This is a genomic window from Nocardia takedensis NBRC 100417, from assembly GCF_000308695.1.
In the GTDB taxonomy this organism is placed as follows: Bacteria; Actinomycetota; Actinomycetes; order Mycobacteriales; family Mycobacteriaceae; genus Nocardia; species Nocardia takedensis.
Genome location: NZ_BAGG01000264.1, coordinates 87,956 through 104,036 on the forward strand (window position 1 = coordinate 87,956; position 16,081 = coordinate 104,036).

The 16,081-nt window shown below is 66.3% G+C and carries 14 protein-coding genes; 12 read left to right on the forward strand and 2 right to left on the reverse strand.

What is annotated here, in order from left to right; all coding sequences use genetic code 11:
* Nucleotides 1-38: 38 nt before the first annotated feature.
* The gene (locus ON30_RS34250) at nucleotides 39-1,340 is read left to right on the forward strand and encodes a cytochrome P450 (protein ID WP_040714477.1); all 1,302 of its coding nucleotides are present in this window, start codon (nucleotides 39-41) and stop codon (nucleotides 1,338-1,340) included.
* Between the two features lie 48 nt (nucleotides 1,341-1,388).
* On the opposite strand, the gene ON30_RS34255 is transcribed toward ON30_RS34250, so the two are convergent.
* Nucleotides 1,389-1,952 carry a dihydrofolate reductase family protein gene (locus ON30_RS34255; protein ID WP_040714478.1) on the reverse strand — a complete coding sequence of 188 codons (564 nt, stop codon included), beginning with the start codon at nucleotides 1,950-1,952 and terminating at the stop codon, nucleotides 1,389-1,391.
* 80 nt (nucleotides 1,953-2,032) lie between these two features.
* Nucleotides 2,033-2,995: a YihY/virulence factor BrkB family protein gene (locus ON30_RS34260; protein WP_051030401.1), complete on the reverse strand. Its 963-nt coding sequence runs from the start codon at nucleotides 2,993-2,995 to the stop codon at nucleotides 2,033-2,035.
* 217 nt (nucleotides 2,996-3,212) lie between these two features.
* On the opposite strand from ON30_RS34260, the gene ON30_RS34265 reads away from it, so the two are divergent.
* From ON30_RS34265 to ON30_RS34315, 11 genes are all read left to right on the forward strand, one after another.
* Nucleotides 3,213-3,794, forward strand: coding sequence for a hypothetical protein (locus ON30_RS34265; protein WP_040714479.1), 582 nt, complete (start codon nucleotides 3,213-3,215; stop codon nucleotides 3,792-3,794).
* A gap of 197 nt (nucleotides 3,795-3,991) precedes the next feature.
* A complete protein-coding gene (locus tag ON30_RS36830) occupies nucleotides 3,992-4,525 on the forward strand; it encodes a hypothetical protein (protein ID WP_051030402.1) in 534 nt (177 codons plus the stop codon).
* Between the two features lie 261 nt (nucleotides 4,526-4,786).
* Complete coding sequence (locus ON30_RS34275) at nucleotides 4,787-6,358, forward strand: MFS transporter (RefSeq protein ID WP_051030403.1); 1,572 nt, start codon at nucleotides 4,787-4,789, stop codon at nucleotides 6,356-6,358.
* Between the two features lie 363 nt (nucleotides 6,359-6,721).
* Nucleotides 6,722-7,363, forward strand: coding sequence for a TetR/AcrR family transcriptional regulator (locus ON30_RS34280; protein ID WP_051030404.1), 642 nt, complete (start codon nucleotides 6,722-6,724; stop codon nucleotides 7,361-7,363).
* A gap of 48 nt (nucleotides 7,364-7,411) precedes the next feature.
* On the forward strand, nucleotides 7,412-8,563 hold the full coding sequence (locus ON30_RS34285; RefSeq protein ID WP_051030405.1) for a helix-turn-helix domain-containing protein: 1,152 nt from the start codon (nucleotides 7,412-7,414) through the stop codon (nucleotides 8,561-8,563).
* A gap of 702 nt (nucleotides 8,564-9,265) precedes the next feature.
* On the forward strand, nucleotides 9,266-10,360 hold the full coding sequence (locus tag ON30_RS34290; RefSeq protein WP_051030406.1) for a hypothetical protein: 1,095 nt from the start codon (nucleotides 9,266-9,268) through the stop codon (nucleotides 10,358-10,360).
* Nucleotides 10,361-10,850: 490 nt separating this feature from the next.
* On the forward strand, nucleotides 10,851-12,494 hold the full coding sequence (locus tag ON30_RS34295; protein WP_051030407.1) for an aldehyde dehydrogenase family protein: 1,644 nt from the start codon (nucleotides 10,851-10,853) through the stop codon (nucleotides 12,492-12,494).
* A 19-nt stretch (nucleotides 12,495-12,513) separates the two neighbouring features.
* The gene (locus ON30_RS34300) at nucleotides 12,514-13,644 is read left to right on the forward strand and encodes an acyl-CoA dehydrogenase family protein (protein ID WP_040714480.1); all 1,131 of its coding nucleotides are present in this window, start codon (nucleotides 12,514-12,516) and stop codon (nucleotides 13,642-13,644) included.
* A gap of 20 nt (nucleotides 13,645-13,664) precedes the next feature.
* Nucleotides 13,665-14,948 (forward strand): aspartate aminotransferase family protein, encoded by a 1,284-nt coding sequence (locus ON30_RS34305; RefSeq protein WP_051030410.1) that lies wholly within the window; start codon nucleotides 13,665-13,667, stop codon nucleotides 14,946-14,948.
* Between the two features lie 30 nt (nucleotides 14,949-14,978).
* Nucleotides 14,979-15,443 (forward strand): SRPBCC family protein, encoded by a 465-nt coding sequence (locus ON30_RS34310; protein ID WP_218006341.1) that lies wholly within the window; start codon nucleotides 14,979-14,981, stop codon nucleotides 15,441-15,443.
* A gap of 9 nt (nucleotides 15,444-15,452) precedes the next feature.
* Entirely contained in the window at nucleotides 15,453-16,040 is a 588-nt protein-coding gene (locus ON30_RS34315) for a hypothetical protein (protein ID WP_051030413.1), read from the forward strand.
* Nucleotides 16,041-16,081: the final 41 nt, after the last annotated feature.

Genomic DNA, 16,081 nt, shown 5'->3' on the forward strand with positions numbered 1-16,081 from the left:
AGCGGCGGGAAATCTTCGGACGAGTAGAAGGGTGGGCGATGAAACCGCGATACTGGGTGCGATGGTCGGCCGAACACGGGGTGCGACGGGCGTTCCTGCGCTGGCAGTTGCGGCGGGGTGATCCGTTCGCGCAGTTGCTCAACGGCGAACGCGGACTGCGTGATCCGCACCCGCTGATCCGGCAACTGCGCGGCGAGGGCGGACTGCGCCGCACGCCGCTGGCGATGGTCGCGTTCGAGCACGGGCATGTGCGCACCATCCTGCGCGACCCGCGTTTCGCCGTGCAGCCCTCGATCCCCCAGGACCTGCCCGCGCCGTTCCGTCGAGTCGCCGAACGCGTGCGGATGCCCGTCAACCCCATGAATCCGCCGGCGATGTTGTTGCTGAATCCCCCGGAGCACACCAGGATGCGCAAACCGGTCGCCTCGGCGTTCACGCCGCGCGCGATCGCGCGACTGCGCGACCGGGTCGAGGTGGTCACCGCCGAGATACTCGAGGCGATGCCGCCGGACGGATCGGTCGACCTGATCGACGATTTCGCCTCCCGGATGCCGATGACGATCATCGCCGACATGCTCGGTTTCGCGCCGTCGGTCCGAGCGCAGTTCCAGCACTGGGGCGACCGGATCACGCCGCTGTTCGACGTCGGCACCTCGTGGCGGTCCTACGGCCGGGCGATGGCCGCGATGGAATCGATGAACGAGTTCTTCGAGAACCACATCGCCGAACTGCGGCGCGAACCCGGCGAGGACATCCTGTCCGCGCTGGTCGCCTCGGGGGAGCTGAACACCCGGGAACTACTGGTCAGCGCGGGTGTGCTGCTCGGCGCCGGACTGGAGACGACGGTGAACCTGATCGGCAACGCGGTCGCCTCGCTGTCGGCCAACCCCGACCAACTCGCCCTCGCCCTGGCCGAGCCCGAACGCTGGGGCGCGGTCGTCGAGGAGACGCTGCGTTTCGACCCGCCCGTGGTGGCCGCCGCGCGCCTGGCCACCGAGGACATCGACGTCGACGGTCAGACGGTGCCCGCGGGCACGACGGTGATGCTCTCCCTGGCGGGCGCCAACCGCGACCCGCTCGTCTTCGAGAACCCCGACCGCTTCGACATCACCCGCCCCAACGCCGCGGACCACGTCGCCTTCAGCAGCGGCATCCACGTCTGCCTCGGCGCGACGCTGGCCAGAATGGAAGCCGAACACGCGCTGCGCTCGCTCTACACCCGCTACCCGAACCTGCGACTGCGCGGCGAACCGCGGCGCAGGCGGCTGTTCACCCTGCGCGGTTACCAACACATGCCCGCCGACCTGGGTCCGGTCGCCCGGGCCCACACGCCGAACTGACACCATCCGGCGGGTACGGCGACGGCCGTCGGTTCGCTCCCCGCGGCCTCAGCGCCTCGTCTCGTATCGGGTCAGGACCACTCCGTCGGGGAAGGTGCGCGTCTGCACCAGGTTCAGGTTCACCCACCGGTCCAGCGCCGTGAAGAACGGCGTGCCGCCGCCGATCAGGACCGGATGGGTGACCACGGCGTACTCGTCGATCAGCCCGGCCCGCATGGCCGCGGCGGCCAGTGCCGCGCCGCCGATGCTCATCGGACCGCCGTCCTCGGATTTGAGCCGGGTGATCTCGGCGACGGCGTCACCGGAGACCAGGCGGGCGTTCCAGTCGACCTCGGTGAGCGTCGAGGAGAACACCACCTTCGGCGTGTCCCGCCAGTTCCGCGCGAACTCGACCTGCGCCGCGGTGGCGTCGGGCCGCTGGTCGCCGGTCGGCCAGTGGGAACTCATCGCCTCCCACAGTTTGCGTCCGTACAGCACGGTGTCGTAGGCCCGCTCCTGGTCGAGCCACCATTGGAACAGTTCGTCACCGGACACGCCCCAGCCGATGTCGTCGCCGGGGGCCGCGACGAAGCCGTCCAAGGTCACGTTCATGCCGAAGATCAGTTTCCGCATTCCGCCATCCTCTCGTGAGTCGATCTCCCACGGACAGACGGTCCCGGCACCAGAATCTCATCGGTGCTCGACGGGACGAATCAGTCGGTGTCGGGGGCGTCGCGGTGGGGCAGGATCGGGGTGGTGTCGGGATCGCCGCCTTGTTCGATGTGGCGGCCGCGGGCCAACTCGGCGTCGAGTTTCGCGCCCAGCAGGATCGCCACATTCGACAGCCACATCCACACCAGGAACACCACGGCGCCCGCCAACGACCCGTAGACCTTGTTGTAGGAGCCGAAATGCGCTACGTAGAAAGCGAATCCGGCCGACGCGGCGATCCACAGGGCGACGGCGAACACGCTGCCGGGGGTCAACCACCGCAGTCCCAGCTGACGGGCGTTGGGGGCCGCCCAGTACAGCAGTGCGATCACCACGCTCACCAACAGCGCCAACACCGGCCATTTCGCGACGCCCCACACACCCACCGCGGCCGGACCGAACCCCAGCCACCTTCCGATGACCTCGGCGACCCGGCCGCTGAGCACGACACCGCCCGCGCACACCACGACCAGGACCACCAGCGCGACGGTCAGCGCGATCTGCAACGGCACCGTCTTCCACAGCGGCCGACCTTCCTCGGTGTCGTAGACCGCGTTGATCGCGCGCACGAACGCGCCGATGTATCCCGACGCCGTCCACAGCGCGGTCACCAGACCCACGATCGCCGCCGGGCCCGCCAACGCTCGCGCGCTCTGCAACTCCTCGAGCACCTGGATCGACACCGAATTGTCGCCGCCGTAACCGAGTTCGGTGATGGTGTCGATCAGCGACCGCGTCGCCGACGGCCCCGCCAACCCCAGCAGCGCCGACACCACCACCACACCGGGCAGCAACGAGATCACGCTGTAGTAGGTCAGACTAGCGGCCCGGTCGGTCAGGTCGTCGTTCCACAACGTGCTCACCGTGCGCCGCAACACCGCCCACCAGGTACCGCGCCGTAGCGCCCACGGGCCCCTGACCCTGCGCCCGGACCGACCGACAGTCGTCACCGCGATTTCCGCCATCGCCCGAACCTCCCGCTCACCACCGCAAATACCCCTCCCCACCGGCGCCAAACGGGTCGCCGTGGTCGAATACTCGCTGTCGGTTCGCGCTGCTACATTCTTATACGACACAATCGACACACACCGGCAGGAAGACCCACGAGTTGTTCGGCTACCCCCTCGCGGCAGACAGAGACGACTCCGCCGGCGACCGCGCCTTCTTTCGACGGAGTGAACAATGACCGAGAGTTTCGTCATCACCATCGCGACGGAGGCGGGAGATTCCCTCGCCAGAGCCAGGGTGGACATCGACGGCGGTGCGGTGTCGCTGGCCGAAGTGCAGGCCGCGACCGGTGGGTACGAGATCCCCGGCGAACTGGCGGATGTCGACTTCGGGTTGATCGTCCGCACGGTGCGATTGCTGACCGGAACAGCGCCGGAGGCGGTCCCGTCGGATACCCCAGAGGCGGACGCGGTCCCGCGCCCTCCGGACGACACGCCCTCGCGCCGAGAGACTTTCGCTGAGCGGGACGCTTCGCTACCGCCTGCTGTGCCGGAATCGATGTCGGCAGAGGACGGTGCCGAGGCAGCCATCCGGCAGTCCGAAACGGCGGCGGGGGAGGGCGCTCAGCCCGGGGCAGCGGGCATGCCGTCGGATTTCGGGGTCAACTACTGGCGACTCGGAAGTATCGCGAAAGTCGCCCGCCACTACGACGTACCCCATCGCGTCGCGAAGGACTGGATCAGGGCATTGCAGGACCAGCGTCAACTGGCCTCGCCCTGGCCCACCAAACAATCGCGTCCGGCCGGACGGCGATAGAAAGCCGCCCATGACCGACACGTTCACCATTGCCACAGCGCCCGGTCGAGAACGGTCGACACATCGTGAGAGCGGACTGCTGTTCGCACCGAGGAATTCTGGACGGAATCTTCTCGCCCGGAATCCGAAATCATGTGTGCTATCGTTCGCAAACGCCAGACCCGACACCCGAAGCCGTCACGAGGAACATACCGTACATGCCGAGCTACACCGTGGTGATCATTCCCGATTCGGTCGACGATCAGCGTGCCCGGGGTGAGACGCCGCGGCTGACCGTCCGCGTCGAGACGACCGCGCAGGAGGCGCGGGTCACCGAAATCGCCCTCAGTTCGACGTCCGTGGCCGGATTGACGGCGGCCAGCGTGGACGCCATCGACATGACGGCGATCGTGACCGCGTTGGCCGCGAAGTTCCGTCCCACCGCCGCGCTCGCCGAGCCGACCCGGCCCGCCGCCCCGGCACCGGCCGCCGACGCGACACCCGAACCCGTTGTCCCGCCGAAAGCCTCGGCTCCGGTCCGCCGCGAGACGGCGACTCCCGCGCCGTCGCCGCGTGCAGGCGAGGAGCCAGGAAGGGCGTACCGGCGCATGCCCGACGTCGACGAACTGCGCGCGATATACGACAACCTCGGCACGGTCACCGCCGTGGCCAAGCACTACGACGTCCCTCGGCACACCGCCCAAGGCTGGATGGGCCGATTGCGCAAGCTGGACCAGCCCGCGAACGCGTAGATCTCGACCGCACTCGTCACGACGTGATCTTCCCGCTTCTCCGAGCGGATTTCGCGCGCTCGGCGTCGCAGACCCTGAGTTCGGTCGTCCTTCCCTCGTGCCGAAATGATCAAGGTTCTGTCCCGTTGGATCATTCCGGTCGCCTCGGGTGTCTCATACAGTGGCGTTGTGCCGACCGGTGGTCGGCGCCGGTACCGGGCCGCGCGCGGGTCGCGGCTCTCGCCGGGTGCCGTCCGCCAGAGACAAGAAGGTCCATAACCGATGCGTTCCGTGGTGATCCGATGGCTCGGACTGGTGGCCCTGTGCTTCGCCGAGTTCCTGGTATTCGTGGACAACACCATCGTCAATGTCGCGTTGCCGAAGATCTCCACGGAGCTCGGCGCGAGCACCTCCGGGTTGCAACTGGTGGTGGACATGTACACGCTCGTGTTCGCGGGCTTGCTGTTGACCGGCGGCTACCTGGGTGATCGCTTCGGCCGCAAGACCGTGCTCCTGATCGGCATCGTGGGCTTCGCGGCGGTGTCCGCACTCGCGGCGATCTCGACGGATCTGAACCAGTTGATCGCCGCGCGGGCTGGCCTCGGGCTCTTCGCCGCCCTGGTCTTTCCGGCCACGCTCGCGATCGTGGTGATCCTGTTCGACAACCTCAACGAACGCGCGATCGCGGTCGCGATCTGGGCTGCGGTCGCCGGCGTCGCCGCCGCGGTGGGGCCGGTGGTGGGCGGTTGGTTGCTCAACCACTATTCGTGGAGTTCGATCTTCTGGATCAATGTCCCCGCCGGGATCGTGGCCCTGGTGGGGGTCGCGGCCCTCATTCCGCCCAACAGGAATCCCGATGTCGGCCGTTTCGATCTCGGTGGCATGGTGCTGTCGATGGCGGGCATCTCCCTCATCGTCTACAGCGTGATCGAGGCGCCGAACAACGGCTGGCTGACCCTCCGCACGGTCGGCGGGCTCGCGGTCGGTGCGGCGATCATCGCGGCGTACGTGGTCTGGGAGACCCGATTCTCCTCGCCGTTGTTCGACATCCGTCTGTTTCGCGACCGCACCTTCGCCGCGGCGGCCATGCTGCTGACCTTCGGCATGTTCGCCCTGATGGGATTCGTCTTCCTGATGACGCAGTATTTCCAGGGCGTCAAAGAATTCCTGCCCCTGGAGACGGGGATCCGAACACTGCCCTTCGCCATCGCGATGGCGGTGTTCGCCGGTCCGAGTATGTGGTTGGGCTCGAAGATCGGCGCCGGCCGTACCGCCGTGTTCGGCTCGCTCGTCATGGCCGCCGCGTTCTGGCTCACCATTCGGTACGACGCGGACACCTCGTACTGGGGTGTGATCGTGCCCGTGATGGTGACGTTGGCCGCGGGTGTGGCGCTAGTCTCGGGGCCAGCGACCCTCATGGTGCTCAACGAATTGTCGACCGGGCAGGTCGGTGCGGGCTCCGCGGTCAACGACACGAGTCGCGAACTCGGCGGGACGCTGGGGGTCGCCGTGCTCGGCTCGATCCTCGCGTCGGTGTACTCCGGGAAGGTGGCCACCGGATTGGCCGACCTCCCGTTGCCCCAGCAGGCCCACGACGCGGCGACGAATTCGATGTTGACCGGTGTCCAGGCGGCGCATTCGATCCCGGATCCCGTCGGCGCCCAACTCGGTGGCCTCGTCAAAGACGCGTTCCTCGACGGCTTCCACACGGCCTCCCTCGTCGCCGGGGGTGTTTCGGTGGCCGCCGCTGTCGTCGGCTGGCTCCTGCTCAAACCGACCGAGGGGGTGCGGCCGAGCGCCGAGGACGTCGCGGACGCCTCGCAGGCCACGAAGCCGCCGTCGCCGGTGAGCTGAGACAGTCGAAACGCCCCGGACGTCAGGGGAGCGACGTCCCGACACCGGGGCGTCGCGGAGCACCGGCGAACCACGTCGACGCGGGTCGCCGCTAACCTCGCGGCCGCGATCACGGCCGAATTCGCAAGCACGGATATGTGAGCCGGCACACATGCGAGGTCGGGACCGCGCTCGCCGATCTCGGTGCTTTGTTTCCCCCGGTTCCCGGACGCCGCGAGTTCCACCGGGGGACATACCAATTGGAACGATCAGACCGGTCGCATTCGAAATGTGCGACAGGGCCGGTTATTCCCTTTCGCGATACTTCCCCCGACTTCGATGGGGCTCCGCATACGGTGGGCCCGCATCTGTCAAACTGGAGGGGTGACGTCGACAACGAGCCGTCCGTACAACGGTCTTCCCGCGGCAGAGCGGGTCGCGCAAAGACGCCAGCACTTACTTCAGGTGGGCCTGAATATCCTCGGGGTGCACGACAGTCCCGGCGAGCTCACCTTGCGCAACGTGTGCCAGCAGGCCGGCCTCACCCAGCGCTACTTCTACGAAAGCTTCACGGACAGAGACGAGTTCGCCGCCGAGATCTACGACTGGGCGGTGCGGGAACTGGCGGCCTCCGCGCAACTGGCGGCGGCGAACGCGCCGGTCGAGGAGAAGTTGCGCGCCGGTATCGGTGAAATTGTGCGCGCCATCGAAGCCGACAGTCGCGTGGGCCGTCTGCTGTTCAGCGCCAATCAATTCAATCCCGTTCTCCTGCACAAGCGGTATGAATCGACCCAATTGTTCGTCGACCTCATGGACGCGCAACTCCGCGAGGCGACGCCGACCGATCAGCACGGTTCGGTGCCGTTCGTCGCTCAGCTCATGGTCGGCGGGGTCGGACAGATTCTGGCTTCGTGGATCAATGGCTCCACCACGAGCGAGGCTGACGCGTTGATTGAAAATCTCGTCCAATTTCTCACCGTGTATTGGCGATGCCTGGCGCATCTGCACGACCGGCCCGCGGTGTAGTCCGCGCCCGACTCCGCCGAACGCCGGCCACGCCGTACCGATCGGGGGATGGACCCCGCGACGGGGAACCTTGATAATTTCGGCACGGTGAAGCAACAGTCATGGGACTTCCGCCGCGGCGCCGTCGGAATCCGGCACATGGTCCGGGTCGGCCTCGATCACGGGATCGCGGAGCGTCGACTGCTGGCCTCGACCGGACTGCATGTCGCCGATCTCGACGCCGAGGACCTGGAAGTCGAAGGCGTGCAGGAACTGTCCGTCGCGCGAAACCTGGTGCAGACGCTCGGGGACCGACCGGGGCTCGGCACCGAGGTGGCGATGCGTTTCTCGCTGGCGAACTTCGGCTTGCTGGGCTTCGCCATGCTCAGCAGCCCCACCGCGGGCGAGGCGCTGCGCGTCGCCTTGCGGACCTTGCGGATCGGCAACCGTTTCATCGACATCACCTTCGGTCTGAGTCAGACGACGGGACGGATCACGTTCCGGCACGAAGACCTCCCGGACGATGTCCGCGCGTTCCTGCTCGAACGCGACATCGTGATCATCTTCGGCGTGATCGTGTTGCGCTGTCTGAGTCCGCGACTGGTGGATCGTCTCGGGGAGGCGCGCCTGGACCTGGCGCTGCCCGAGCATCGTGTGGCGACGATGACCGAGGGCATGGCGCGGATGCTCGCCGACCTCGCCCACGATCCGATCGGGCGGTTGCGGATCACCGCCGACCGCCCGACCACGGAACTGACGTTCCCCCTCGATCTGCTCGCGGAACCGATGTCGATGCCGGATCCGGCGACCGCCGCGCTGTGCGAGCAGCAGTGCCTGGATCTGTTGCAGAACCGACACGAGCGCGGCCCGCTCGCGAGCAGGATTCGCGCGATTCTCCTGCAACAGATCCACACCGCGCCGACCGCGGGCGAGATCGCGGCCAGACTGAACATGGATCGCCGCACCCTGCATCGGCGACTCGCCGAGGAGGGGACCAACTTCCGCATCGTCCAGGAGGAGGTCCGCTGCGCGCTCGCCATCGATATGCTCGGTGTCCTCGACCTCACGGTGAAAGAGACCGCGGCGCGCCTCGGCTATGCCAGCACGGCGGCGTTCAGTCGATCGTTCGCACGGTGGACCGGCACTCCGCCGAGTGCCTACCGTCCGCGTCCGAACGGTGAGGGGCGCGAGGTCGACCGCGCCGATGCCGCGATGCCGTAGAGCCGAATCGCCGACGGGGTTCGCCGCGGTAAAAGCCTCGCTGGTAGGGGGAGGTGTGAGACGGTGATGAACCAAAGTCGTTGGCAGAACGTGAAATACATTGTTTTCGGAAATGATCGCCCTCGTCGCCGCGCGTCGCACGGCGCGAATCGGCCAAGTATTTGACTGCACTTGCATCCAGATGTAGCTTGATCACAATGTCTCGTCCAGAAAGGTTGGGCTGCTGACCAAGTGGTTGTAGAAAATCACATGCGCGACCGGGTAATCGATCAGGACGCGCCGTGTGATGTGGTGACGGCTTCGGCGTGGTGCAGGCCGATCCGGGTGGTCACCTGTTGATGCAAGTGGTGGAAGTCCATGTGCGGCGGATAATCCGCGAGTTTCACGAACGGGGAGTCGAGCATTGGACCCGATACGGATCGCCGGCGGGCAGTGCCTGGAAGGCGGGGCCCGATCCGGAGTTCACGGCGAAATAGAACCTCCTCCTGAACCGCTACGATGATCCGCCCGCCGACGGGGCGTGTCCGTGTCGGCGAGTTCGAGGCGACGAATCCGCGACTCCGCGCTGTTCGGGGTCGGTTTGCGTGAGGACATCCGAAACGACCGGGGGTGACCCGTCGCCGGGCCCGGGGCGCTCGGCACGCGCACGGGGCAGGGGAGCCGCGCGTGAAAAAGGTTTTCTTGCCGACGTATTCGTCCCTGGTGAACGGCGTCGAGTCCGAGACGAGGCACAAGATGACAACTGGCAGAATCGACGAGAGTGTCGCCCTGGGCGGCCGTCACGAGGTGAGCGTGCCGGGGGTGGACCTGGAACCCTCGTCCTCGGCGACGCTCTCGGCGGGAGGCGGGCTACCGAGCCGGAATTCGCTGCCCGTGAGTGTGGTCAAGATCCGCGACCTGCTCGCCGAGGGCTCGCCACGCTCGAGCGGCCTCAACAGCGCCCATGTCGAGCGGATGGTGGCGGCCGAGTGGCCGTTGCCGCCCATCATCGTCCATCGCCAGACGATGCGCATACTCGACGGCCTGCATCGCGTGGCCGCGGCGGTCTGCAAGGGCATGGATGAACTCGATGCCTATCTCATCACCGGTCCGATCGACCTGGCCTTCATCGTCGCGGTGCAGGCGAACATCAGCAACGGACTGCCGCTCACCTTCGCGGAGCGACGCGCTGCCGCCGCCAAAATCCTTGTGACCCACAGCGAATGGTCCGACCGTGCGATCGGTTCGACGACCGGGCTCTCCGCCAAAGTGGTGAGTCGCCTGCGGTGTGCAACTGATGCCGATCCGCAGTCGAACACCCGATTGGGCAAGGACGGCCGGTTCCGTCCGGTCGACGCCTCCGACGGTCGCAGGCGCGCGGCCGAACTGCTCGAGCAGATGCCCACGGCGTCGCTGCGCACGATCGCACGCGCGGCCGGAGTCTCGCCGGGGACGGTGCGCAACGTTCGAGATCGCCTGAGCCGTGGCGAATTTCCCGGATCACCGTCTCCCGGCGACGTGGTCGATGCCGTACATCTCGGCGCCGACGGACAACATCCCGTCGGTGTCGATCAGCCGGCCGACGCGACGGCGCTGCTCGCGATCCTCTCGCGCGACCCGGCACTGAGGATGAACGAGACCGGACGCGAACTGCTGCGCTGGCTGCATGCGCGCACCGTCAGGTTCGACGACAGCACCAAGATCGCCACCTCCGTTCCGGACCATTGCGTTTCGCACTTCATCGAGTTGGCGAGGTATTGCTCGGTGACCTGGGCTACCATCGCGCGCGATCTGCAACTGCGCACCGAGACGTCCTGAACTCTTTCCCGACCACGTTTCGTCCGTAGCGCGGACGGAAAATTATATCGCCCGCGTCCTCGACGGTGAAGTCCCGACGGGGCGTATTTTCGGGCGTCTTCGCCTTCTTCGGCGCGGATCACCTGTTCAGCGGCTGACATTCGGCAATTCGAAACGCCTCGTGCCTCATGACTCCCGAATCGGGATTTCCGTCGAACGCGATCGGCCCGCCGCACTGCCCTGTCGGTGATCGGCGCTGCTCGATACTCGTGAATGGGCGATACAGACAACTCGCGATGCCTGTCAAGTAATCCGCGGTGGTCTATTCGTGTCGCGACCCGCGCCGCCTCCGCGTGTCCAACGGCTTCTTTCCATCTGGTGTGGCAGACGGACGCGTTGACGCGATTTCGGCTCTGTCATAGCTTTGCCCGGAGCGCTGACGCTCGGAGTGATTCGTCTACAGAATGCCGGTTAACGCTGGACGGCAATGCATTCGAGAGGACACGTCCCTATGAAGAGCTACCCGTCGTTGATCGACGGTCGGGATGCGGATCACCGCAAATGGCTACACGTCATCCGCGCGAGCGCACTGCTGCGCGATGAGATCTCGGCGCTGAAATTGAAACGCAATCTCGATCGCGGCCTCATCGACGACTGCGAGGACGAACGCGTCGTGGGGCGGGTGGGTCTGAGTTCGCTCGACCAAGTGCGCGAAGCCTCGGCGGCGGCCAGGGCGGCGTTCCCCGAGTGGTCGAGGTGGTCGCCGGAGGAGCGTCTCGCGGTCGCGACGGCGGTGGGCGAGCGGATTCGCGCGCGTGCCGACGAGTTCACCGACATGCTGGTCGCAGAAGGTCATCCCAGGCAGTTGGCCGTGTGGGAAGTGGGCAGCGCCGTCGAGATGACCTCCGAGGTGAATCTGTCGCGCGCCCGCAAGCAACTGTCCGAAGTCACCACCGAAGGCGGCCGAGAACTCAGGCTGGTGCGCAAACCGGACGGCGTAGTCGCGGTACACCCCCCGCACAACGCGCCCGCGGCGAATTCGATGATCGCTCTCGGCGCGTTGATCGCGGGCAATACCGTCATCGTGAAGGCGCCGCGCAGCGCGCCCCTGGCGACGGCGTGGTTCTGGCGTGAGATCGTCAACCCGGTTCTTTCCGAATGGAAGGCGCCCGCGGGCACCGCCAACGTGATCTGTGCCTCGCCCAACGACGTGCTCGACAGTTGGCTCGAATCCGACGATGTCGACGATCTGATGTACTTCGGCGAATCCGTTCGCGGAATCGATCTCGGCAACCGTTGGCACGCGCGGGGCAAGAAAGCGATTCTGGAACTCGCCGGAAACGACGGTGTCCTGGTCTGGTCGGACGCCGAGGTCGACCTCGCGGTCACCGCGCTGTCGGAATGTTTCTACGGCTCGACCCAGATCTGCATGGTGCCCAAATACGCGATCGTGCACAAGGACGTCGCGGACACCCTGCTGGAAAAACTGATCCAGGTGGTCCGCCGAATTCGGCCGGGTTATCCCGAGGACGAGGGCTCGCTGCTCTCCCCGGTGATGAAGTCGGCGGCATTCGAGTCGATGCTCGGCGCCGCGACCGACGCGGGTGCGCAGGTGCTGTGTGGCGGCGGACGCATAGAAATCGACGGGACCCCCAGCGAAACCGGATATTTCATCGATCCGACCCTGCTCAGGATCGACGGGCTGAAAGTGGCGGAGACGCTGGATGTCGTGCGGGAAGAGACATTCTTCCCGCTGCTGCCGCTGGTCGTCGTGGATGCGGACACCGATGCCGACGGTACCCAGGACGGCCTATTCGAAACCTGCGTCGATTTCATGAACGCGAATCGCTACGGGCTCAGGAATTCCGCCTGGATCCAGGACCCGGATCTCATCGAGGTCTTCTGTCGCCGACTGAACAACGGTGGCTTCCTGAAGATCAACGACAGCCACATCTCCCAGGCGCCCGGTCTACCGACCCACGGCGGCACCGGACTGACCGGCGGCCCGTTCGGTGAGGCGCATTTCCCGATCCTGCGGACCAGTCATCTACAGGCCATCAGCATCGCGTCGGCGGTGCGACCCCGGGAATCGGTGTTCGTCCGGTTGACCGACTCCGAAAACGCGGCAGACGACCGACCCCTCGGTTCCGACTAGGTGAGAAGGAGCACTGACGGTGGGAAGCACTCGTGAGTCGCTGGAGATTCTGGAAGATGTGGTTCCGGGCCTGGGCGAGAATCTCGCCCGGACCGATTTCGGCCGATTGGAGTCCGACAGTTCGATCGGACTCGGAATCTATCGGGATTCCGGAGCGACCGGGATGTTGGTCGCCGAACGCCACGGCGGGATGGGGGCCTCCGCCCACCGAGCGCTGCACTGCACGCGGGCGCTGGGATCGCTCGCGCCGTCCCTGGCGGTCGCGGCCACGATGCACAATTTCTCGGTAGCGGCGTTGAGTTCCATCGAAGAGCATTTCGACGGCGTGGAATGGATGGTCCTCGACGCGGTGGCCAACGACCGCCTCTTCATGTCGTCGGGATTCGCCGAGGGACGGTCCGGTCAGGGTTTCCTGTCGCCGACGATGACCGCCCATCGCAAAGGCGGACACTGGATCGTCAACGGGTCGAAGAAGCCGTGCAGCCTGTCGCGATCGATGGATCTCATGTCGGCCAGCGTGTCGTTGATCGGCGACGACGACGAACCGCAGATCGGCGTCCTGGTCATCCCGTCGACCATCGACGGCCTCTCGGTGCGCCCGTTCTGGAACGCGTCGGTGCTGCGGGCCGCCGAGAGCGACGAGGTCGTCCTCACCGATGTCGAGGTTCCGGACGAACTCGTCATGAAACCCGCCGAAGGCATCGACATCACCCTCGAGGAACTCGAGACCCACGGTCTGACGTGGTTCACCCTGCTGATCACCGCCGCGTATCTGGGCATGGCGGGCGCACTGGTGGATCGGCTCCTGGACAGCGGGAAAGGCACGCCGCACGCGCGGGCGGCGGCCGCGGGCGCGCTCCAGGCGACCATGCTGTCGCTGGAAAGCGTCGCGCGATCCATCGACGACCCCGACGATCGGTCCGATCGACTCGGCCGCGCGCTCATCGCCCGATACGCCGCGCAGGACGCGATCGTCCGCACGGTCGGCGCCGTCGTGGAAACCCTGGGCGGCATCGCGTTCATCACCGATCCCGCCATCAGTTACCTGGCCTCCGCGACACACGCCCTGGCATTGCATCCGCCTTCCCGGAACTCGATGGTGAGCGAACTCGAGGGTTCATTCCTGGGTCGGCCCATTTCCATCACCTGAACCAGTAACGGGGATTTCGCATGCAGCCCAATACCGACAGCACGACACCCGCCCTCGGCGCGGGAGTTCGCGAAACCTACGCACGCCACCTCGGGGGAAAGCTCGTCGCGCTCTCGAGGATTTTCGGCGGGCAGGTCGAACAGCGTTCGCACGGCGCGCTGGTCTTCGACGAATCCGGCACGCCGTACGTGAACTGTTCCGGATACGGCGTCTTTCTGCTGGGCGCCACCAACCCGCACGTCGTCGCGGCCGTCGTCGAACAGGTACAGCGTCATCCGCTGTCCGCTCGACTGTTCATCGAAGGCCGCGTGGCCCAAGCCGCCGAGGCACTCGTCGGCATCACCCCACCGGGCTTGGACAAGGTCTACTTCACCTGCTCCGGCGCCGAAGCGACCGAGACAGCCCTCAAACTCGCGCGCATCCACGGCTACCGGCGCGTCGTCACGATGTCCAACGGTTACCACGGCCGCACGATCGGCGCACTCAGCGTCAGCGCCAGACCGGTCTATCAGAAACCGTTCACCCCGCTGCTTCCCGATGTCGAGGAGATTCCGTACAACGACGTCGCGGCGCTGCGGCGCGCGTTGAGCGACGGCCCGCCCGCCTGCGTCATCCTCGAACCCGTGCAAGGCGAAGCGGGCGTGATCATTCCCGACGCCGACTATCTCGACGGCGTCCAGACCGCGTGCACCGAATTCGGGGCCTTCCTCATCGTCGACGAAATCCTCACCGGCCTGGGCAGGTTGGGAAAGCTGTGGGCGATCGACGGAACGGCCGTGCGACCCGACGTGATGTTGGTCGGCAAGACGCTGTCCGGCGGCGTGGTCCCGGTGGCCGCCGTCGTGGCGACCGAGAGCGCGTACGCGCCGTTCGAGAAGGATCCGTTCCTGCACCAGTCGACCTTCAGTGGCGCGCCGATCACCGCGGCCGCGGCGCTGGCCGCGATCGAAGCCCTGGCCATCTACGACGTAGTCGACGAGGCGGCCAGGATCGGCAAGCGACTGCTGGAGAGCTTCGAGGCCGCGGCGCGACACGCACCGCCCGACGTCGTGCGCGAGATCCGCGGCGCGGGCCTGCTGATCGGGATCGACTTCGCCGACGGTGGGTACGCGGGCGAGATGATGCTCGGGCTGGTCGAGAACGGCGTCATCGCCAATCATTCCGTCAACTGCCCGACGGTTATCCGTTTCACCCCGCCGGCCGTGATCGCGGAATCGGAGATCGCGCAGATCGAACAGGCGGTGCAGCGCAGCTTCGCCTCGCTCACGCCGGCGACAATCCAACTCGACAATGGGCAGGGGTAACGAATGCAGGCGGTTGAGGTTCGCTCGGCGGTGTCCGGCTGGTCGCGGCGCGAGGTCTACGAGCGACTGAAGGACGGCGAAGTCTATGTCAAATACGCGCCCGAGCAGGTGAAGTCGGTGCGCACCGAGGCAGGCCCGCGCCCGGGGTCCGCGCTCACCCACTGGGAGATCTACTTCAGGAACGGCGTCCTGTGCTGGAGTGAAGAAGACGTCTACGACGACGACACCTGCACCATCACCTTCACCCAGATCGACGGCGACTTCGACGTCTTCGAGGGTGCTTGGCGCGTCGACGAGGTCGACGGCGACCTGATCCTCACCTTCACGGCCGAATTCGATTTCGGAGTTCCGAGCATGGAGTCGATCGTGAATCCCGTCGCGCTGCGGGTGCTCAGGCACGCCATGTCGCAGATCGTGTCGAAGCTGTTCGGCGGCATCATGATCGACGACGGTCCGGCGCGCGCGGTGGGCGCGGCCGCACAGCCCCGCGGGTAGGCGATCGCCATGGACACAGTCAATCACTTCTTCACCCCGGCGACCGCACTGCACGCACGCCTCGAATACGGCTTGGGGTTCGCGGCGTGCTTCCTGCTCATGCTGTTCAACTGGAGCGACCTCGACGTGTGGCACGCCGTGCTGCTCTTCGGCTACATCGACCTGGTCGGCACGGCGCCGGGGATGCTGGCATTCAGACGAAGCCCGGACGGCAATATCGCCCGGGCATATTTCGTGTTGTACAACGTGATGCACAGCGCCGTCACCCAGGGCCTGGTGGTCACGGCCTACATCCTGGTCTTCGGCTGGGAATGGGCGATCCTCGCCATCCCCGCGCACGTGTGCGCCGATCGCTCCGTGTTCAACAACTATCCCAAACCGTACGGGTTGGCGTTCGAGCCGGTGCCGCATCCCGCGTTCGAGCGATTCGAAGCCGACTACCGCATGTACCACGGCATCACGATGAACTGGAAGCTCATCGCGCAGAAGGGGTCCGCCGCGGCGGACCCCTTCCGCGCGCGGTCGGCCGAGGCCGATCCCTCCCGAAATCCGTCAGTCTCGACATCCGAATCAGTGAGGTCCGCCGATGACGACTGAAGAACGTCTCACCGAAGCACTGCGCAAGTCCCTCCTCGAAG